We start from the raw sequence: 19,061 nt of genomic DNA on the forward strand, positions 1-19,061 counted from the left end.
CGACTTCGTCACCGGGCCCTGCCGCGTACCGGCACAGCGGCGGCCGCCGGTGCTCATCGCTCGAAGCGTGATCTGCCGAGAGTGACCTGGTGGCCGACCATGCTGATCTCGACGCCGTTCGCGGTCGAGCGTGCCGCGGTGAAACCCGCGCCGTCCGGGAGCGGCACGCGCCAGGTGAACGCCGACTGCCCCGCTCCGGGAACTGTCAGGCCGAGTTCGGTGCCCTGGGCGAGGAGCGTGCCCGTGCTGTCCAGCGGTCTTCCGGCGACTGTCCCCGTGATCCTGAGCTTGGCGGCCTGGTCCGCCGAGCCGGGGGGCTGAGACACGCGCAGGGGCCCGCCGCTGCCGGCGAGCCGCGTCACCACGTCGGACAGTTCGTCGTACGACAGCGTCAGTGTGCCGGTGGCTATGTTCGCCTCGGCGCTGCGGGCCGACAGGGACGTCACCTTCACATCGTGCAGGTCGAGGTGGAACTGCTTGACGTGCAGACAGCCGCCCTGCGCGTTGGCCGTGGTGTCGACGGTGAACTGCCCGGCCGAGAGGCTGACATGGCCGAAGTCCTGGCTGAACACCTGTGTCAGGAACGGGAAACCCTCGATGGACACGTCCACGTGGCTGTCGGTGGTGTTGCCGTAGGGGTACTTCTCCTTGGCGAGCCGTTCGGCCTCCTTGTCCGCGTAGTGCAGGGACACGCGGTCGGCGACCGTGAACAGGACGGCCGGCACGACGACCGCGATCGCCAGGAATTTCACCCATCGACGTTGCATACCGACCCCACCCCGTCGTCCCGGCCCCGTGCCGCACACGATCAGTGCGCGGACTGATCATGCACGGTCGTCGGCCCGGACAACAGCCCTGTGGACAAAGCCCTGTGGACATCGGCCGACGGGCATCGGCCGATGGCAACCCCGTGGTTCCCATGCACCCGGTTGGACGCGCGGGAGTGCGCCTTGGGCGTGGCATGTGCCGTATGTGCACCAGGCGTAACCCCGTTGATCATATGAAAAATTGCCGTCGGTTTTTCAGGTGGGAGGAATTGCGGAATTCCGATGACAGGAGCGCACTTTCGTCGGTTGCCAGGGAAGGACCATGGTGGAGGTCGAACGCTTGCTGGCCGATTGTCTCCAGGATGCCCGGAACATTTCTCTGGGCACGGTGCCGGTCGTCTCCGAGGAACCCGCATATACGGCGGTCCGCCGCACCTTTCTGACGGCCGGGCTGTCCGCGCTGCGTGTGAATCTGCCGGAAACGAACTGGGTCCAGGTCAATCTCTCGCCCGGTCCCTCGGCCTGGCAACAGACGTACCGCCGTATCGCGGACACGGCCCGCGCCCTGATCGCCGCGGACCTGGTGGGCTCCTTCTTCTTCATGCACAAACCTCCCGGGCTGCGGGTACGGTTCGAGGCCCGCGGGGCCGGGCACGGGCTGCTGCGTGCGGAGCTGATCCGCCGCTTCGGCGACCTCGACGGACAGAGCGCCGCGCCGCACTGCGGGACGTACGAACCGGAGACGTACCTCTTCGGCGGGCCGCTGTCGATGCGGCTCGTGCACGAGCTGTTCACGGCGGACTCCCTTGCCTGGCTCGACCAGCACACCACCACCCCGGCGGACGGCGGTCCGGGGCCGCTCGCGGACTGGCGGCTGTCCCTGGTGCTCCTGGGGGAACTCCTCGACGGTCTGGGCGTCGTCGGCTGGGAGCACCGAGGGGTGTGGGAGGTGGTGCGCGACGACACCGGTCGCAGGCTGGGCACGATCCCGGACGAGGACACCCGCCGGGCGGCCCTCGGCATCCTCGACGCCTGGCGGGCCGGCCCCCGGGCGCTGCTGGCCCCGCTTCCGGACGAGCAGCGGTCGGCGGTGCGGGCGCATGCGGAGGCGGTGCGCCGGTGCGCCGAGCGGTGGCGCACCGGGTACTTCGAGTCCGGCGAGGCGATCGTCGGCCCGCGCCGCGCCGCGGCCCACTACGTGATCTTCCACTGGAACCGTGGCCGGCTGTCCCTCGCCCGGCAGAGCCTGCTGACCCACGCCCTCGCCGGCGACGGAAGGTTCTGACATGGCCCAGGACCCGACGCTGGGCGGCACCGCGCTGCTGAGAGTGGCCGGGATGCCCTTGGCCGCCTGGACGCAGGCGGGCAGCCCGGACCTGTTCGCCCGCCTCGCCGAGCACACCCGCGACCGCGAGCGGCGCGCCGAACGCGCCCGCGCACTGGCCGAACGCCTGGGCGCCACCGTCGTACCGCATCCCGGCCTGACCGCCGCCGACCGGCGTGCCGTCCTGGCCCTGCGCAGGCGGTTGCACTCCGGCGCGGCTCCGGGTCCGGCGGGCTGCCGGCTGCTGGAGCGCCTACCCGCCGCCCGGGACCTCACTCCCGAGGCCGTCCTGCTGTGCGCTGAGGCAGAGTCGGCGGAAAAGGCCCTGCGCGAGGTGGAGCGGACGGTCGCGGCCGAGCGCGCGCGGGTGGGCGCGCTCGGCTGGGCGCTGGTGTGCACCAGCCCGGTCATGAGGGCGTTCCTGCAGGAGGCGGCACCGGGCGTGCCCGCGGACGTCGTCCGGCGGCTGGCCGAGGGCGAGTCCTGGGAGGGGCAGCGGCTGCGCAAGCGCGGGGCGTACCTGTGGCGGGCCCTGGGCCGGGCCGCGGCGAAGACCACCCCGCGCGGCTGGGCCGGCCAGGTCGTCCCGCTGCCGGTCGCCCCGACGGCTGCGCACCACGGCCACGGATCGCGGCTCCTTCCGGCCGGGGCGACACTCGGAGCGCTGGCCGCAGAAGCCGTCGAGAACGTCCATCTGCTGCGTGGCCGGCTCGGTGCCCTGGACCTGAGGGCCTCCGCCCCCGCGACCCTCGTGGCCCCCGCGCCGCTGCACTTCCTCGACCCCGCGGGCGACGCCACGCAGACGGGCACGGGCGTGCTGCGGTGCTGGGTCATCGACCAGCACCAGCGCGGCAGAATGCGGCAGGTCGTCCTCCGGCGCACCCGGCCACTGGACGCCGTACTCGCCCAACTGGCCGATGGGCCACGCACGTTGGGAGACGTCGAGGCGGCACTGCTCGGCACGGCCGCGATCCGCGCGGCCGACCCGGGCCCGGCCGTGCTGCGCGGCTTCCTCGCCCACCTGGTCGAACTCGGCGTACTCCAGGTCTGCGCGGCCCCGCGCCGCCGCAGCACGGCATGGCTGCCCGCACGGCAGGTACTGGAGCGCAACGTCCTTCCCCGCCCCGCCCCGACACCGGCCGCACAACGCGGTGCCGCCCTGCGCGCTCACGACGGTGACGTCGTCGCCCGCCACGGCGGTGCCACCGGCGCCGCAGCGCCGAGCGGCGGCCGGTCCGCCGCAGTCGGCTCAGCCCCCTCGCCGGGGCGCGACCGTGACGCCGCCGCAGCGGCCCGCATGCCCCCACCGGGCCACGACCATGGCGCCGACGCGCCGGTGCCGCGCGGCGACTGCGCCGCCGCCGCGCACACCGGCGGTTCCGGCGCCTGGTTCATCGACTCGTACCGCACCGTCTCGGCCGCCGTGCCCCGCGAGGCGGTCGACCGGGTGCAGCGGGGGCTGCGGATCGCCGCCCGCGTGGCCCGGCTGCAGGAAGCGGACCGGATCCCGGCCACACGCACGCGTGCGCCGGCCCCGGAACTCGCGGCACTGGACGAACGGCCGCGCCCCCTGGGCGAGATCCTCGCCCGCAACCTGCCGGACGGCAGCTGCCCGCCGCCCTCGCCGCAGACCCCTCGCAGGTACACCGGCTGGCACCCCGCCGAGACCACGGACTCCGGCTACGCCCTGCTGCTGGCCCACCTGGCCGCGCACACCGGCGAGGAACAGGTGGACCTGGACGACGAACTGCTGGACGGTCTCGGCGCGCCACCGGCCCGGACGGCGCTGCCGCCCTGGCCGCTGGACTGCCTGTTACGTCCGCTGCCGGGCCCCGGGCCGGTCGCGGTGCTGGAGACGGCCTCGCCCGCGGGCATCCTCGACGCCCGGTTCGCGGACGCACTGCACACCCTGTTCGGCGGCTATGCGAACCCCACCGGCTACCGGGCCTTCCTCAGCGGTGTGGAGCGGCTGACGGGCGCACGGTTCGTGGAGCTGCTGGTGCCCCCGCTGGCCGAGCGTGCCGCCAACGCCGTACGCCGCCCCGTCGTCACCGAGTGGTGGACCGGCGACCCGGACCCCGCCCCGTACCAGGGGCCGGCCGGCTCGTCCGCCCGCTACCTGGCCCTGGACCGCATCACGCTCCGCCGGCACGGAGCGCAGGTGATCGCCGAGGCCGACGGCCGGCGCATCCTGCCCGTCCACCACGCCACCCGATCTCCGCTGCCTCCCTACGACGTCCTGGTGCGGCTGCTGATGGCCGCAGGCCACCCGGCCGCCTCACGAGTGATGCGCCTGGACGGCACGATCGAGGCGCTTCCCGGCGCCGAGCGCCTGCCCCGGGTGACCGTCGGCGGGGACCTCGTCGTCAGCCCCGCCGTGTGGCGGGTGCCGCGCACCCGCCTGTGGCGGCCGGGCGACGGCGACCTGGCCAAGGCGCGTGCGCTCGGCGCCCTGCGACTCGGCGCCGGGCTGCCCCGCTTCGCGTTCGTACGAGCCGTACCCCGGGCGAAGCCGGTCCCCGTGGACTTCGAGTCGCTGACCGCCCTGCACCAACTGGAGCGGATCTGCGCGCACCAGCCAGGCCCGGAACTGGTGGTGGAGGAGATGCTCCCCGCCCCCGGGCAACTGCTGCTCCGTGACCCGCTGCACGAAGGTGCGGCCGTGGCCGCCCAGTTGCTGCTGAGACTTCCGCACGAGCAGAGCGCCGGAGAACTCGCGGCGCTCGCCGCCGCCGCACTGCGCGGCGCCACAGACGTCCCCGGGGCGCGCCCGTCGGCGGCGGGCCGTCACCGAGGCGGCGCACATCCATCCCGTCCCCTGAAGGAGGACAGCAATGCCCGAAATCATGCAACTCAGCGACCTCGACGCCCTCATCGGTGACCTGGAGACACGGATCACCGAGAGCACTCTGCCGTCTGCGGAGGCCGACACCGGCGGTTGTAGCGGCGTGTGCACGGTCATCGTCTGCGACACGGTGGTGGTCTGCAGCGGCGTCGTGTGCTGACGAACCGTCAGTAGACCGCTCCCGCAACGGCCTCGGGTCATGCCGAGCGAGGCTCTCGACCCCCTTGTGACGGTCCTGGGTTGCGAGCGCTCGTGACCCGGGACCGCGGTACCGGCGTCCCGCCCGACCCCTCCGATCCCGCCCGGGCGGGACGCCGACCGGCTCTTGGCTTGTGGCTCTGCGCCCCGAAGGAGCCGTCGTTCCGCACTCCCGAGGAGGCGCCATGCCGCAGGGCACCCACCACGCCGAGCACACCCGTTCCGCCGTCACCGCACTCGCGGGCCGGCTCCTGGACGCCTGGTCCGCCAGGGCGCGTGACGGTGCCGTGGCCGCCGAGCACCCCTGCGACCCCGGCGTGCCCGCGCTGGCGGCCCTGCTGCACGACGTGGGGGAGCAGGCAGGCGCCGCGACGGCGGCCCGCGCGGTGGCCGTGTGGGCCCGCTCGGCAGGCCGCGGCCCGGGTCATCCCGCCCTGTACGACGGAGGGCTGGCCGGAACCCTGGTGGGCCTGCGTCTGGGCGCCCGGCTCCACCCTCAACTGCACGTGGCCGCCGACCGGTTGCGCGACCGGCTGGTGCGCATCGCGCCGACGCGCGGCCCGCGCCGTGACGGCGTGACCTTCGCCGACTACGACCTGATCATCGGGCCCTGCGGCACCCTGCTCGCGCTGTGCGTCGACGCCCGTCCGACGCCGGCCCAACTCGAGCCGTTCGCCGGACACGTTGCGGCGTTGTGCGATGCCGAGGACCTGCCACGGCTGCGCACGGCGGGCTATGCCGGCCATCCACATCTGGACTGGCTGGACGGGCGCGTCAACACCGGCATGGGACATGGCGTGGCCGGAGTCGTCGCCGCGCTCACCGCCACGGTCCGCCGCCTGGGCCCACGCCCCGACCTGACCCGCGCCCTGCGCCACGCCACGCGGTGGCTGGCCCGGCAGTCCTTCGACGACTCCCGCGCCATCCGCACCTGGGACGGTGCCGGACTCGAGGGCCCGCCGCCCACCGGGCCACGCGCCCGCCAGGCCTGGTGCTACGGGACGCCCGGGGTGTCGTGGGCGCTGTGGGACGCGGCGGACGCACTGGGCGACCAGGGAGCGGCCGCCTGGGCCGCGGGCGCCTTCACCACGCTCGCCGAACACTACGACGAGACCTTCCACCTCTTCGGTGACCGCCCGGCCGATGTCCTGGCCCTGTGCCACGGCGCGGCGGGCGTGCTGGCGGTGGCCGACGCCTTCGGTCGCCACGCCGGCCTGCCCGGGGCAGATACGCTGAAGGCGCGGCTGCTGGACCACCTGCTGCAGCGCCTGCCCGAACTGCACGGCCTCGGCGAGGAGGCCATGGGACTCCTCGGCGGAGCGGCCGGCTCGCTGTGTGCCCTGCTCACCGCGGGACAGGGCGCCTCACGGACGTGGCTGCCCTGTCTCGGGCTGCGCTGAGGAACGGCGTGACTCAGGAGGGCGGTGTGGCTCAGGAGGTGTCCTGCCCCGGCCGCCGCAGGAAGTTGGGGGCGCCCGTTCGGAGCGCCCGTACGCCGGCCCTGTGGCGTCCGCCTGTGCCTGTGGCACCACAGGGGTGAGGCCCTCCTGCTCGGCGGCGGTCACCACCGCAGTGCCGTCGGACGGTACGTCGCCCTCCGCCACCGTCAAGACAAAGCGGCCCGGATTCCGCCACCGTCAAGACAAAGCGGCCCGGATTCGGCTCCGGAGGTCTGCCGCTGAGCAGTCCGCGCAGACCGGTCCCGCCGGGCACGGACCCGCGGTACGGGTCCGAGCGGGCGTCACGGGCATGCGGCAGCAGTGCCGTCCGCGAGGTGCAGGACGGCGTGGGCCGTGTCCAGGGCCGCCTGGTCGAGGGGGAAGTAGCCCTGCTGCGCAGTGGTGTCGGTGCGCGTGCGGGCGGGGGAGAGTGTGGCGACCGCCGCCAGGCCCCAGGTGGGAAAACGGCCCTGGAGAGCACCCTCATAGGTGTCCGGGCCCGGATCCTGGAGGCCGAGGGCCTCGCTGCGTCCCAGGCTGCCGGCCACGAACCGGTACCGCTCGCCGAGCAGGGGCGCCACGATGGCGCCGGCTCCCCGCCAGTCGGCGCTCACGTCGCCCAGGCGCCATGTGCTCGGGGCGCCTTGCAGATGGACGTTGTGGGCGAAGACCAGGGTGGCGCCCCGCTCCGCCTCGATGTCCCGGACGTCCAGCAGGTTCTGGGCCATGAGGGCGTCCCGGGTGGCCATCAGAGCCGTGATCCGGGGTCCGGGGTCGACGGGTTGCGTCGCCGACTGATGGTGGTAACGCAGCAGGCCGAGGCCGGCGGTGAGGTGTGTCCTGGCTCTGCGCCACCGCTCGCGCGAGGTGGCAGCGATCAGTTCGGGAGCGCGGGAGTCGAGCGAGGTGAGCATGTCGTTCGCGATCAGACGCAGCTGCTCGGCCTCGGGCGTGGCCCCGGGCGACATGGCCGGGTCCATGACCGCCTCCGTGCGGCTCCACCGCTCGTCGTCGCCGGCGAGGCCGGTGATGTCCACGTCCAGTCCCAGGTAGGCGCGGGCGTGTTCGAGACAGTGGCGCGGGCTGGGTGCGCTGTAGTTCTCCGTCGGGGCGTCGAAGCCGTGGAAGGTCAGCCGTTCCCGCGCCGACCGGTGCTCGTTGTGGGCCCGCATCCAGGCGATCAGTCGCCGGTTGGGTGCCAGTGCCCCCCAGCCGTGCGAGAAGCCCTCGCTCATCACGGCGTCGAGGTCGCCGGATCCCCCCTGGACGTAGTCGTTCACGGCGAGCGCGGCCACGCGGTCGGTCTCCAGGGCCACGGACCGGAAACCGCACTCGACCAGCTGGGCGAACAGTTCGTTGCGCACCCGCCCGAAGGCCGGTTCCTGGTGGGTCGGCTCACCCAGGGCCAGGAGGTCGCATGACGGAGTGAGGAAGTCGCGGATGTCCTGAGTCATGGACCTCAATCGTATCCTTGATATGTCGATTGAGACTTGGAGACGGAACAGTGGCCGTTCTGCGGTAGGTGCTTCTGTAAAGTCTCAACCGGTGAGTATCATGCGACCTACCGACCTCGCAGTCGAGCACGGCATCTCGACCCAGGCCGTCCGCAACTACGAGCGAGACGGGTTCCTCCCTCCCGCCGAACGCACACCGAGCGGCTACCGGATCTACACCGAGGCGCACGCGGCCGCGCTCCGCGCCTTTCTCGCGCTCGTCCCGGCGTACGGACACGCGACCGCCGGCCGGATCATGAACGCGCTGCACCGGGACGCACTGGACGACGCCCTGACGATCATCGACCGGGGCCACAGCCGGTTGCTCCGCGACCGGGACACCCTCGACGCGGTGCGCACGGCCGTGGGCCACCTGACAGCCGACTCCAAGGCGGCTCCGCCGCCTTCACGGGAGCCCGGCACCCGGACCGTCGGCGAACTCGCGCACCGGCTCGGTGTCACTCCGGCGACCGTACGCAGCTGGGAAGAGGCCGGGATCCTCAACCCCGCCCGGGATCCGGCCACCGGATACCGGCTCTACGACGCCGCCGACATCCGCGACGCCGAGCTGGCACACCTCCTCAGGCGCGGAGGACACCTCCTGGACCACATCGCCATGGTCGTCCGGCAGATCCGGACCGCGGGAGGCACGGACGCGCTGGCCGCCTCCCTCGACGCCTGGCAGCGCAGACTCACCGCACAGGGCCTTGCCATGCTGCGCGCGGCCACGCACCTCGACACCTATCTGGGCCTGCTCGACCCCACCGCACCAGAGCCGTTCACGGGGCATCGGCCGCGACCCGAGTGAGCCGTACCTCAGCGGGGACGGCGCCCGGTCAGGCGCTGCCACCGGTCGCGGGCCGCCTCCAGCTCCGCCAGGGCCTTCGCCAGCAGGGGGCCGTCGCTGTGCCGGGCCCTGACCCGCTCCAGTGCCGCACGGGCACCGTCCTTCTCGGCGGTGTCGGCCCGGGCGTCCGCCAGGTCGGACCCCGTCTTGCGGATTGCCTCCGGGAGCAGGTCGCGGAACGCGTTCTCCGCCGCGACGGCGTTCTCGATCCGGACGCCGAAGCGTCGGACCTGGTCCTCGGGGAACGTCTCGTGCGCGTACTCGGACAGGTCCGCCCACCCCTCGGGGCGCTTGAGGTGGATGTACATCGTCTCGGTGTTCCTCGCGAGGTCGAAGCGCACGCCCAGTCCTGCCAGGGGGATCTCCTTCCCCTTGAACAGCAGGACGTGCCGGTACAGGGACAGGTCGCCCAGGCCGGTGTCGTAGGCTCCCCGGCCCGGCCGCTCGAGCTGTTCCAGCTTCCGCTCCAGGGCGTCGATCCTCCGGTCGTACGCCCGCTCGGCCTGGGTGGCCCGGATCTGTGCCTGCGACTCCTCCTGGCGCGCGGTGCCTTGGAGCGTACGCACGGCAGCGCGCGTGCGCTTCAGGTCCTGACGGTCGGCGCGATGGACATCGGAGAAGGCGTAACGCAAGCCGCCGGGATACCGGGCAAGCCGCCACCCCAGGCCGACCGCACCGACGACCACGAGCGCCACCATCAGTCCGACCACGCCCACGGATCCTCCCACCCGCCCCGCTCCGCGCCGAGGGCGCGGCGGCCGACTCGGCTTCCTGCCAACTTCCTGAATATCGGCGGGTGTTGGCCTTGCGTCAACAGCGCCGTCGCGGACGTCATGGGCCGGGTCCGTGCGCAGCGGTAGCCTGCGGCGCATGCGAGTCGGTACCGAACACACCCGGCTGATCGTGCTGCGTGGCAACAGCGCCTCGGGCAAGTCGTCCGTCGCGGAAGGCGTCCGAGACCGGTTCGGTCGCGGTCTGGCCCTGGTCGGGCAGGACAACCTGCGCCGGATCGTGCTGCGCGAACGGGACCGGCCGGACGCGGCGAACATCGGCCTGATCGACACCGTCGCCCGCTACGCCCTGGACGCGGGCTATCACGTGATCGTGGAAGGCATCCTGAGCGCCGACCGCTACGGCGCGATGCTCGCCCGGCTGCGCGCCGACCACCGGGGGCCGACCCACGGGTACTACCTCGATGTGCCGTTCCAGGACACCCTCGCCCGCCACGCGACCAAGCCGATCGCCGGCCAGGTCGGCGAGGCCGACCTGCGGAACTGGTACCGGGCGTGCGATGTGCTGCCCGGGAGAGTGGAGACCGTCATCGGAGCCGGGAGTTCCCTCGCGGAGACGATCGACCACATCATGTGCGACACGGGCTTGTCCTCGCTGCCGCCCCTGGACATCTGAGACCCTCGGCGAAAGGCCGCGGGCCGAGTGGCCGACGACGCCCGGCAGCGAAGCGGACCGGAGCCGCACCGAGTCCGAGAACAGGCGTGTCGGCGACGGCTGGGCCCCCCGTCGTGGCGGTGGGCCTTTGGCAATCGGAGCCCGCGAGCCCGGCCCGAGCCGCCCGCCCGCGTCTGCCCCGGAGCACACCCGCGGCCGTCCCGCCCGAGCCGGATCCGGCTCGGGCGGGACGGCCGTGTTCCGGAACTCGGCGGCGCCGTGGCTCAGTTCGTACGTCCATCAGCCACAGGCCGGGGCGGATCTTGGCGGCGGCCTCGTCGACGGCGAGGCCGCGGGCCGCCGCCTCCGGCGGCCCGCGGCGCACGGTGCCGGTGAGCGCGGGCCCCTGCCACCAGCGGACGGAGTTCCGGCTGCCCGCTCGGTGGCCGTGATCACCGGGAGGGGATGATGTGTCGCCGGGCCGGTCAGGCGGCGGTGGCGGGTGTGCGGAAGTAGTGGCCCTTGTCCAGGTCGTCGAGCAGGCCGGGGTGGCTCGGCTGCCAGTCCAGCAGCTCGCGGGTGAAGGTGCTCGACATCGGGGCGTCGAGGCCGACGAAGCCGCCCAGCCACCCGAAGTGCCCGCCCGCGGCCTCGGGGGCGACCGATACCACCGGCACCCCGAGCTGACGGCCGATCACCTCGGCGACCTCGCGCAGGGTGATGCCCTCCTCGGCGCCGCCGTGCAGGACCGAGCCGGCGGGCGCCTTCTCGACCGCCAGGCGGAACAGCCGGGCGGCGTCCAGGCGGTGGACGGCGGGCCAGCGGTTGGAGCCGTCGCCGATGTAGCCGGAGACGCCCTTGTCGCGGGCGACGGCGATCAGGGTCGGCACGAATCCGTTGTCCCCCTCACCGTGGCAGGTCGGTGAGAGCCGTACCACGCAGGAGCGGATACCGCGCGAGGCGAGATCGAGCGTGGCCACGGAGGTGGCCGCCCGGACGGAGATCGGCGAACCGTCGATCGCCGGCATGTCCCGCTCGGTCGCCAGGTGGCCGGGCGCGAGGCCGGCCACGCCGGAGGCGATGACGAAGGGACGGTCGGTGCCGGCGAGCACGTCGCCGAAGGTGTCGACGGCGCGGCGGTCGGCCTCGGCAGCGCCCTGGAAGTCGCCGGAGAAGGCGATGTCGTGCTTGAAGGCGAGGTGGATCACCCCGTCCGAGGCGGCGGCCGCCTCGCGCAGGACGTCGAGGTCGTCGACGGTGCCGCGGACCGCCTCGGCACCGGCCTCGACGAGCGCGGCGGCCGAGGTTTCGGAGCGGGCGAGCCCGACGACGTGGTGTCCGGCGTCCAGAAGCTCGGGAACGACGGCGGATCCGATCCAGCCGGAGGCGCCGGTCACGAAGATGCGCATGGGAAGCCCCAAAGAGTCGATGTCAGTGACTGTCATAGACGGTACACCTGATGTCAGCACCTGTCATCACGTAGGATCTGCGCATGGTGAGATGGAAGCCGGACGCGCGCGGACGCCTTGCGCAGGCCGCACTGGAGCTGTACGGCGAGCGCGGGTACGAGCAGACCACCGTGGCGGAGATCGCCAAGCGGGCCGGGCTCACGGAACGGACGTTCTTCCGGCACTACGCCGACAAGCGCGAGGTGCTGTTCTCCGGCGCCGGTGAGCTGGAGGAACTGTTCGTCGGCGCGGTCGCGGGAGCCCCGCAGTCGGCGGCGCCCGTCGACGCGGTCGCGCTCGGTCTGGACGCCGTCGCCGGGATGTTCGCCGACCGGCGTGAATTCGCGGGCAAGCGACACGCGGTGATCACGGCGCACACGGACCTCATGGAACGCGAGCTGACCAAACTCGCCTCGCTGTCGGCTGCGCTCGCCGACACGCTGCGCCACCGCGGTGTGGGGGAGCCGGCCGCGAGCCTGGCCGCCGAGGTGGGCGTCGCCGTCTTCAAGATCGCCTTCGAGCGCTGGATCGTGCACGGTGAGGAACGCACGTTGAGGGACCTGGTCAGGGACTCGCTCGCCGAGCTGAAAGCCGTGGCCTCGGGCGACCGGACGCACGGATGAGCCGTGCCCGACCGTATCGGCGCCACCGTCGGACCTGGACGGCGGCACCGACCCGCGGGCTCACCGGCAGCAGGTGCTGACGCCCGGACGCCAGGCGCGGGCAAGCCCCGCGAAGCCGCCGTCGGCGAGGATGCCGCCGCTGAGCCTGCCTCCGCCGCGCGCCACCTGGCCGGTCCTGGACGCGGCTGCTTGAGCCGTCCCGGGCCGTCTCGGCCGGCCGACGGCCGGTCCTGAGGGCAGTGGGGCCTCGGCCGTACGGGCGGCGCCCGCGCGGATAGCGCCGAGGAACCGGCGGTCACCGCCGCGCCGGGCGAACACCGCCACCTGCCCGGGGCGGCCGGCACGCAGGCGGAAGTCGTCCCGGGCCGCGGGGACCTGGCGGCGCGTACGACCACACCGAGCCGGGCGCCCGCCGCAGTCGCGAACGACGGTCCGGGGTCCTGTGCAGGTGCGCCCTGCGGTCCGGGCGCCTGCCGGACCTAGTCCGGTATCGCTCCTCGAGCGGCCGGTCCGTACGGCTCGGCAGGCGCAACCCCCGTGACGGATCGGCCCGTTCGCCGATGACGCCGACGGGCGACGGCTCGATGACCGTACGGCCGTCACGGGCCACCGGAAAGGACGGCCCTCCTTCCACGCGACGGCAGGGACTACGGCAGGCCCCACGCCGGGCCCGGCTCGCTGAGGGCCACGGGTGCGATGACGAGGTCGGGGCGGGAGCCGGAGTGGACCAGCACCTCGCGGCCCTTGGGCAGGCCGATGGCGAGGGTGCCGTCGCCGAGGTCCTGGGTGTGGGCGGGAGTCCCGTCGTCCAGTTCTGCCGTGACGGTCCCGCCGAGGCCGTGCCGCAGCTTGAGGGGCTCGCCCGCCAGGCTCTTGACCCGGATGAACCGGGTGACCCCGGCCGCCCTGACGGCGCTGACCAGAAAGGCGCCCTGCGTACGGAAGTTGTGCAGGGTCACGTCCGCCCACGCGGACGGCACGGCCGGGAAGACGCGGACGATGCCGCCCCAGCTCTGGCAGAACATGTCGTGCAGGGACTGCGAGGCGGACAGCGGTGTCTCGATGACCGGGCCCGCCTCCGTGTAGTGCGTGTTGGCGCGGCAGGGATAGCGGGTGGTGGGATCGAAGAACTTCCGCAGGTACGCGATCGCGGTGTCGCCGTCTCCCGTCATCGCGTACATCGAGGCCGCGCCGGTGTAGCTGTAACCCCGGTGGGCGCCGGTCAGCGCGTGCCAGTGCGCCACCGACTTGGTGATCAGGTCGCGGCTCTCGGGCTGGTCCCAGTTGACGAGGTACAGCGGGTACACCATCAGCAGGTGCGAGTAGTGCCGGTGGGACTGCGCGTAGGGGGTTGCGGCACCGATCATGAAGCCGTTGTCGTCGACCGGGTACGGTGTGAGCCTGGCCAGCACCTCCTGCCAGCGCGGGACCAACTCGTCCTTGATGCCGAGCAGTCGGGCCGAGTCGATGAGGGTCTGACAGCCCCAGCGGATCAGTGCCAGGTCGTAGTTGGTGTCCTGGGGCGGTACGACGGGATACTCGGGGGAGAGGGTGCTCGGCAGGTGCAGCTTGCCGTCGCTGCCGGGAGCGAGGAAGTGCAGGTAGTAGCCGATCGCCCGGCGCAGCACCGGATAGATCGTGTCGCGCAGCAGGGACGTGTCCATCGAGTGCCGGTACGACAGCCACACGTTGTGCAGCGCCCAGGTGAGGTCGCCGGTCTCGGCGCCGGTGCCCGGCTGCCCCACCTCGCGCTCGGCGAACATGTCTGAGCTGCGGCCGATGCCGGAGCTGTCCGTGCGGTAGGCGGCGGGCACGTTGGCGGCAAGCTGTTCCTGGTTCTGCCGCAACGTGGTGGCGAGCGCGTCGAGTTCGGGGTGGTTGAAGCCCTGGATGAGCCAGTACTCCAGCTGGACGTTGAGGTTCCACCACACCGCGGGCCACGGGGTGGGCTCCAGCCAGGGGCCGGAGGTGGCCATCACGGGGCCGCCCGCGCGGCTGGCCGAGGCGACCTTGTAGAGCTGGATCCAGTGGAAACTCTGCAGCCGCTGGTCGGGGAACGACACGAAGCTCTTCCGGTAGAACGCGTGCCACCACTGCGTGTGCCGTCGCCGGAGCACGCCGTACGACGGGGCGCGCCGGAGGTTGCGCAGCGAGTCGGCCTCGGCGGCCGTGCCGGACGGGAAGCTGTGTCCGACGCTGAGCAGGAGGTCGTCACCGAGGCGGCGGTACGAGGTCGCGGTCTGCCCGCCGCCGGTCAGGGGCTGCAGCACCTGCGCGGTGCCGTCGGCCGTGCTCCGCGTGGTCCAGGGCGGGTTGGCGGTGTAACCGGTGGGCGGGGCCTCGCTGATGTGCCGGGGGCTCAGCGCCTCCTCGGGGTGGAAGGTCCAGGTGACCTTCTCGCCGCCGGTGGCCGTCACGCGGGCGGCCAGGACCTCGTCGTGGATGAGGGCGGCGAGGGTGAGCGTGCCGGCGGTCGTGGTGACGGTGCCGGTCAGCTCGGCGTCGAACAGGCTCAGGCGCCAGTCGACGGCGGTGATGGTGCCGACCGGATCGAGCGTCAGATGCCCTACCGGCAGCCGGCAGGTGCCCCAGCCGCTGCCGAACTCGGGCCGGTGGTCCTGGACCCGGCCGTGCTGCACGGTGAAACGGATCCGGTTGGCGCCGGGTTCCTGGTAGACCATGCTGCCGAGCAGCCCGTCCCCGAGGAACGGGCCTTCGTACCAGAGCGTCGGCAGCTTGGTCCACAGCAGGTCCTGGCCGCGCAGGAAGCGCTGCCACGAGCCGTCGGTGGTCATGGTGTCGCGCAGTCGCCAGGGACGCCCCGCGACCGCGGACGCTCCCGACTGCACCGACTGCACCGACTGCACCGAGTGAATCGGCTGGCCGGCGTGGGCGGTTCCGGGGAGTGCCGCCACCGCCGCTCCGCCGAGTGCGGTGCCGAGCACGGATCTGCGGGGGACTGGTGAGCGCTTCTCCGGCTGTGAGGTCATCGTCGCTCTCCAAACCTGACGGATCATCGAAACATCGGGTGTATCGGGGAACGTAAGAATGTTCTGAGTGCCTGTCAATGACTTGGACGAAGACTGCTTTCAAACACCTCCGATGTATCCCTGGGACTGTCGGCTCCGAGCAGCCGACATTCGTGCGCAGCAGCCCGGCCCGCGCGCTGGTCCACCTGGAGGAGCCCGGGTGTCCACGGCGCCGCGGCGACCCGGCGGAACGGAGCGACCAGCTCGCCGAACTCACCGACAGGGGCGTGGAGTTGGCCAAGGCGGGGCAGCGGCCGCTTGGCGGTCCGGTAACGATCTGTCGATGACCGGATCGTATCTCCGTGGAATGTACATACGATCCGGAGTATGAACAGAGCCGTGAAGATCGGCCTCGCCGGTACATGCACCGCCCTGCTCGCTCTCGGGGGAATCGGTACCTACAACCTGGTCCAAGGCCTGACCTCAGGTTCCGCGGGTGACGTCAAGCCCTCGGCGGGGAGCACCTTCGACGCGTCGGAGCTGTCGAGCACGCCACCGTCGGGCGCCGAGGCGGTGAAGCTGGCCCGCGCGTTCCTGGACAGCTGGTCCCGGCAGCACTTCGAGGGCGCGGCGAGCGACACCGACGTGCCGGACATCGCCGTTCAGGCGCTGCGGGACTACACCGGCGGCCTGCACCTGAAGAAGCTGTCGTTCGGTCACATCCTCTCCGCAGGGCCGTCGGCGGTGACGCCGGGCGCCACGAAGGTCACCTTCGACGTCACCGCCCAGGTGGCGGGCGGTACCTGGACCTACTCCAGCGCGGTCGCGGTGCTCAAAGGCGCGCACGGCCCGCTGGCGGTGCACTGGAACAACTCGGTGCTCTATCCGGGCATGAGCGACGGGCAGTCGCTGATCGCGGGCAAGCTGCCCGCGGACCCGGGCGCGGTGAAGGTGGTCGCCGCCGACGGCACGACCGATCTGTCCGCGTTCCCGTCCCTGCAGGACATCACGGCGACGATCCGCCAGAACGCCCAGCCCACGGGCGGTGGCGCCGACACCGGTGTGGCGGTGGTGGACGGCGGCGGCGCGGCCGTGCAGACGCTGCAGGTCTTCACCAAGGGACGGGCTCCGGTGATCCGGACGACCATCGACGCCGGACTCCAGACGGTGGCCGAGAGCGCGGTGAAGGACGCCCACCTCCAGGGCAAGCCCGCCGGAACCGTCGCGCTCGACTGGCGCAACGGCCACATCCTCGCCGTCGCGCACACGGGCGGGGACGGGGACATCGCCATCGACGGCATCAAGTCGCCCGGCTCGACGATGAAGATCATCACCGCGGCGGCCCTCTTCGACCGGGCGGGTCTCACCCCGAGCAGCCCGGCGCCCTGCACGGACTCGCTGATCGCCAACAGCCAGTTGTTCCACAACGACCCCGGTGTGCGGGCCGCCCCCGGCTCCTCCCTCGCCCAGGCGTTCACGGTGTCGTGCAACACCGCCTTCATCAAGGACGGGTTCCACTACCTGGTGCGCGGTGGGGACGCCTCCGCGCTGCACGACGAGGCCGTGAACGTCTTCGGCATGGGCAGCTGGTCCATCGGCGGCGGGGTCGCCACCACCGACCCGAGCATCCCGGCGGACGTCCAGGGCGGTGACCAGGCGGCCCAGTTCATCGGGCAGGGCAAGGTCACGGCCACCCCGCTGGTCATGGCGTCCGTGGCGGCGACCGTGCGCAACGGAGGTTTCCAGCAGCCGGTCATCCTGCCCGGACAGCACCAGGACACCGCGCCGCGGTCGCTGTCCGCCCGCACGGCCGGATATCTCCAGGTGATGATGCGCGACGTCGCCACCAGCGGTACGGCGGCTCCGCGGCTCGCCGGACTGGCGGGCGTCGGCGCCAAGACCGGCACCGCGGAGGAAGGGGACCACACCGACGGCTGGCTGACCGCCTACGGGTCCCGCATCTCGGTCGCGGCGCTGGTCGAAGGCGGCAGCTCCGGCGTGGACTCCGCCGGGTACGTCGTCCGACGGCTGCTGACCGGCAGCTGACGCCGGGCGCCTGGGCGGGGCGGGGTGATGCCGTCCCACGGCCGCCCGCTCGCACGGCCGCCCGCTCGCACGGCCGCCCGCTCGCACGGCCGGCCGGTCTCCCGGCCGGGCGGCCTCCATCCGACGGCTCGGCCGCACGGCCGCTACGCGGTCAGCCCCTCGCCACGTCACTCCCTCGCGAGGTCACTCCGTGACGAGAGCGAGGGTGAAGCCGTCGTAGCCCTTGCTGCCGACCGTCTGGAGGGTGGGCGCCCGCCCTCTTCCCGATCACCGACATCCCCGCCGCCGTGGCGCAGGCGCTCACCCTCGCCGTCGCCGCCGGGAGCCTTGGCGGATGACCGATCCAGGTCCGCCGGAACCGATGTGACGGTGCCACAGGCATGGGTAGCATCGTGGGTACGGCGCGGGGGAGAGGGGCGGACATGTCCTTCCGCCATTACCTGTACGTCAGCGATGCCAAAGTCGACATGCTGCTGTCCCGGATCGCCCCCGAGTCGGCCCTCATGGGGACCGCCGGGACGAGTCCCGACCCGACGGCGGTCGAGGCCGGGCGCCACGTGCACGACGGCGCTGCGGACCGGTTCGCACGCCTGCAGCGCGTGCTGCGGCACCTGGGGGACCGCGGTGACCTCGGGGAGGTGGACGGTCCTGCGCCGTATGTGCACGGAGTGCTGCCGATGCAGTGGGGCCCCGTGGGTGACGGGGACACCGTGTACTTCGGCGGGTACAGCGACCGCACGATCGTCGGGCTGGGCGGCTCGACCGGCCATGTCCTGAGCGCGGCCCGGGCCGAGACGCAGCCCGCGCACCGGCCGGCCGGTTCCCTCATGCCCGCCCTGCTGCACCAACTGGCCGAACTGGCCGCCGAGGACACCGTCGGCCCGGACGCCTTGGGCACCGTCGTGCGGGCCAACTCCGCACTGCGCGGCCCGGCGCGGCGATTGGAGTTCGTCGCCCAGCGAATCCTCCACGGGCCGTGTCCCTACCCGGAGTTGTATCCCGTGGAGGAGAGAACGGTCCTGCTGGGCAGCCCCCTCTATGTCGCCCTTGCCGAATGACGCGGCAGGCCGCGCGGCGCCGCGGCGGCCCCGGACAGGCCTGTCGAGGCGGCGAGGGGCACCCTGCGTACCCTGCGCACGCGGCGCATCGACCTGTCGGTCCGCAACGACGACGCCCAGGGGACTCGAAGTCACCGTGTCCACACGCACCGACCGGCGAACGGCCACCACCGAGGCCAACTGCCCTGCCCGTAGCGGTAGTCTCCGCCCCGTGGACGATCCCGCTGCCACCGGCCCGCTCGAGGTGCTCGCCGTGTTCGGGGCACCGCTCCACGTGCATGTGCATCCCGACGTGGTCGGCGCCGTGCAGGTCTGGGCGGCGCCGGGCGTCCCGCTGGAGCGGACCGCGAAGACACTGGCCTTCGTCACGCCCGAGCCCGCATGACCCTCACCTTCCCCCGCGACCGCCGGGCGACCGCGGATCCGGCACCCGGCCGACCGGCCCACCTCCGCAGCACACCGGTTCAGTCACCGCGGACTCAACCGTCCCTCCCACCGCAGGAGCTGGAGACCGCGGTGCGCCGGACGCGGAGGCATCCGATACTGACGCCGGTGTGCGGGCCTGCCGGCGGATGCGGGGAGCAAGGATGAGGGACGACGACTGTGTCTTCTGCATGA

General features: G+C 72.8%; 15 protein-coding genes and 1 pseudogene. 10 read left to right on the forward strand and 6 right to left on the reverse strand.

The genetic code is table 11. The annotated features are described in order from the left end of the window. Positions 1-53: 53 nt before the first annotated feature. Positions 54-752 carry an LmeA family phospholipid-binding protein gene (locus GQF42_RS40695; protein WP_233273651.1) on the reverse strand — a complete coding sequence of 233 codons (699 nt, stop codon included), beginning with the start codon at positions 750-752 and terminating at the stop codon, positions 54-56. Positions 753-1,089: 337 nt separating this feature from the next. On the opposite strand from GQF42_RS40695, the gene GQF42_RS40700 reads away from it, so the two are divergent. The 4 genes from GQF42_RS40700 to GQF42_RS40710 all read left to right on the forward strand — a co-directional run bounded on the left by GQF42_RS40700 (position 1,090) and on the right by GQF42_RS40710 (position 6,534). Continuing rightward, positions 1,090-2,052 carry a thiopeptide-type bacteriocin biosynthesis protein gene (locus tag GQF42_RS40700; protein WP_158928457.1) on the forward strand — a complete coding sequence of 321 codons (963 nt, stop codon included), beginning with the start codon at positions 1,090-1,092 and terminating at the stop codon, positions 2,050-2,052. A gap of 1 nt (position 2,053) precedes the next feature. Further along, complete coding sequence (locus GQF42_RS40705; protein WP_158928459.1) at positions 2,054-4,972, forward strand: lantibiotic dehydratase; 2,919 nt, start codon at positions 2,054-2,056, stop codon at positions 4,970-4,972. Next, a complete protein-coding gene (locus GQF42_RS45200; RefSeq protein WP_199272971.1) occupies positions 4,926-5,096 on the forward strand; it encodes a hypothetical protein in 171 nt (56 codons plus the stop codon). The genes GQF42_RS40705 and GQF42_RS45200 overlap by 47 nt, the downstream gene beginning before the upstream one ends. A 223-nt stretch (positions 5,097-5,319) precedes the next feature. Further along, positions 5,320-6,534, forward strand: coding sequence for a lanthionine synthetase LanC family protein (locus GQF42_RS40710; RefSeq protein ID WP_158928461.1), 1,215 nt, complete (start codon positions 5,320-5,322; stop codon positions 6,532-6,534). Here the strand turns inward: GQF42_RS40710 and GQF42_RS46435 are convergent. Next, positions 6,499-6,750: pseudogene (locus GQF42_RS46435) on the reverse strand (ACT domain-containing protein); the annotation flags it as partial. The gene GQF42_RS40710 and the pseudogene GQF42_RS46435 sit on opposite strands and share 36 nt — an antisense overlap. Positions 6,751-6,875: 125 nt before the next feature. Further along, positions 6,876-8,027, reverse strand: coding sequence for an erythromycin esterase family protein (locus GQF42_RS40720; RefSeq protein ID WP_158928463.1), 1,152 nt, complete (start codon positions 8,025-8,027; stop codon positions 6,876-6,878). A gap of 100 nt (positions 8,028-8,127) precedes the next feature. Between GQF42_RS40720 and GQF42_RS40725 the strand changes: the two genes are divergently transcribed. Beyond that, the gene (locus GQF42_RS40725) at positions 8,128-8,874 is read left to right on the forward strand and encodes a TioE family transcriptional regulator (protein WP_199272972.1); all 747 of its coding nucleotides are present in this window, start codon (positions 8,128-8,130) and stop codon (positions 8,872-8,874) included. Positions 8,875-8,882: 8 nt separating this feature from the next. Here the strand turns inward: GQF42_RS40725 and GQF42_RS40730 are convergent, their stop codons facing one another. Beyond that, entirely contained in the window at positions 8,883-9,623 is a 741-nt protein-coding gene (locus GQF42_RS40730) for a hypothetical protein (RefSeq protein ID WP_158928467.1), read from the reverse strand. Between the two features lie 160 nt (positions 9,624-9,783). Here GQF42_RS40730 and GQF42_RS40735 point away from each other — a divergent pair, with 160 nt between their 5' ends. Next, entirely contained in the window at positions 9,784-10,320 is a 537-nt protein-coding gene (locus tag GQF42_RS40735; RefSeq protein WP_376000192.1) for an AAA family ATPase, read from the forward strand. 464 nt (positions 10,321-10,784) lie between these two features. Here GQF42_RS40735 and GQF42_RS40740 read toward each other — a convergent pair whose 3' ends face one another. After that, positions 10,785-11,708 carry an SDR family oxidoreductase gene (locus tag GQF42_RS40740; RefSeq protein ID WP_158931186.1) on the reverse strand — a complete coding sequence of 308 codons (924 nt, stop codon included), beginning with the start codon at positions 11,706-11,708 and terminating at the stop codon, positions 10,785-10,787. Positions 11,709-11,791: 83 nt separating this feature from the next. On the opposite strand from GQF42_RS40740, the gene GQF42_RS40745 reads away from it, so the two are divergent. Continuing rightward, a complete protein-coding gene (locus GQF42_RS40745; protein ID WP_158928469.1) occupies positions 11,792-12,370 on the forward strand; it encodes a TetR/AcrR family transcriptional regulator in 579 nt (192 codons plus the stop codon). Positions 12,371-13,017: 647 nt separating this feature from the next. Here the strand turns inward: GQF42_RS40745 and GQF42_RS40750 are convergent. Beyond that, complete coding sequence (locus GQF42_RS40750; protein ID WP_199272973.1) at positions 13,018-15,360, reverse strand: glycosyl hydrolase family 95 catalytic domain-containing protein; 2,343 nt, start codon at positions 15,358-15,360, stop codon at positions 13,018-13,020. Between the two features lie 366 nt (positions 15,361-15,726). Between GQF42_RS40750 and GQF42_RS40755 the strand changes: the two genes are divergently transcribed. From GQF42_RS40755 to GQF42_RS40765, 3 genes are all read left to right on the forward strand, one after another. Beyond that, entirely contained in the window at positions 15,727-17,385 is a 1,659-nt protein-coding gene (locus GQF42_RS40755; protein WP_158928471.1) for a penicillin-binding transpeptidase domain-containing protein, read from the forward strand. Positions 17,386-17,807: 422 nt separating this feature from the next. Next, entirely contained in the window at positions 17,808-18,443 is a 636-nt protein-coding gene (locus GQF42_RS40760; protein WP_158928473.1) for a DUF7019 family protein, read from the forward strand. Between the two features lie 211 nt (positions 18,444-18,654). After that, entirely contained in the window at positions 18,655-18,828 is a 174-nt protein-coding gene (locus GQF42_RS40765) for a hypothetical protein (protein WP_158928475.1), read from the forward strand. The last annotated feature ends 233 nt before the right edge of the window (positions 18,829-19,061 follow it).

This window comes from Streptomyces broussonetiae (genome assembly GCF_009796285.1).
Taxonomy (GTDB): Bacteria; Actinomycetota; Actinomycetes; order Streptomycetales; family Streptomycetaceae; genus Streptomyces; species Streptomyces broussonetiae.

Coding starts and splice junctions, on each gene's coding strand:
- GQF42_RS40700 (WP_158928457.1), top strand. CDS start 1,090: ATGGTGGAGGTCGAACGCTTGCTGGCCGATTGTCTCCAGGATGCCCGG.
- GQF42_RS40705 (WP_158928459.1), top strand. CDS start 2,054: ATGGCCCAGGACCCGACGCTGGGCGGCACCGCGCTGCTGAGAGTGGCC.
- GQF42_RS45200 (WP_199272971.1), top strand. CDS start 4,926: ATGCCCGAAATCATGCAACTCAGCGACCTCGACGCCCTCATCGGTGAC.
- GQF42_RS40710 (WP_158928461.1), top strand. CDS start 5,320: ATGCCGCAGGGCACCCACCACGCCGAGCACACCCGTTCCGCCGTCACC.
- GQF42_RS40720 (WP_158928463.1), bottom strand. CDS start 8,027: ATGACTCAGGACATCCGCGACTTCCTCACTCCGTCATGCGACCTCCTG.
- GQF42_RS40725 (WP_199272972.1), top strand. CDS start 8,128: ATGCGACCTACCGACCTCGCAGTCGAGCACGGCATCTCGACCCAGGCC.
- GQF42_RS40735 (WP_376000192.1), top strand. CDS start 9,784: ATGCGAGTCGGTACCGAACACACCCGGCTGATCGTGCTGCGTGGCAAC.
- GQF42_RS40740 (WP_158931186.1), bottom strand. CDS start 11,708: ATGCGCATCTTCGTGACCGGCGCCTCCGGCTGGATCGGATCCGCCGTC.
- GQF42_RS40745 (WP_158928469.1), top strand. CDS start 11,792: ATGGTGAGATGGAAGCCGGACGCGCGCGGACGCCTTGCGCAGGCCGCA.
- GQF42_RS40750 (WP_199272973.1), bottom strand. CDS start 15,360: ATGACCTCACAGCCGGAGAAGCGCTCACCAGTCCCCCGCAGATCCGTG.
- GQF42_RS40755 (WP_158928471.1), top strand. CDS start 15,727: ATGAACAGAGCCGTGAAGATCGGCCTCGCCGGTACATGCACCGCCCTG.
- GQF42_RS40760 (WP_158928473.1), top strand. CDS start 17,808: ATGTCCTTCCGCCATTACCTGTACGTCAGCGATGCCAAAGTCGACATG.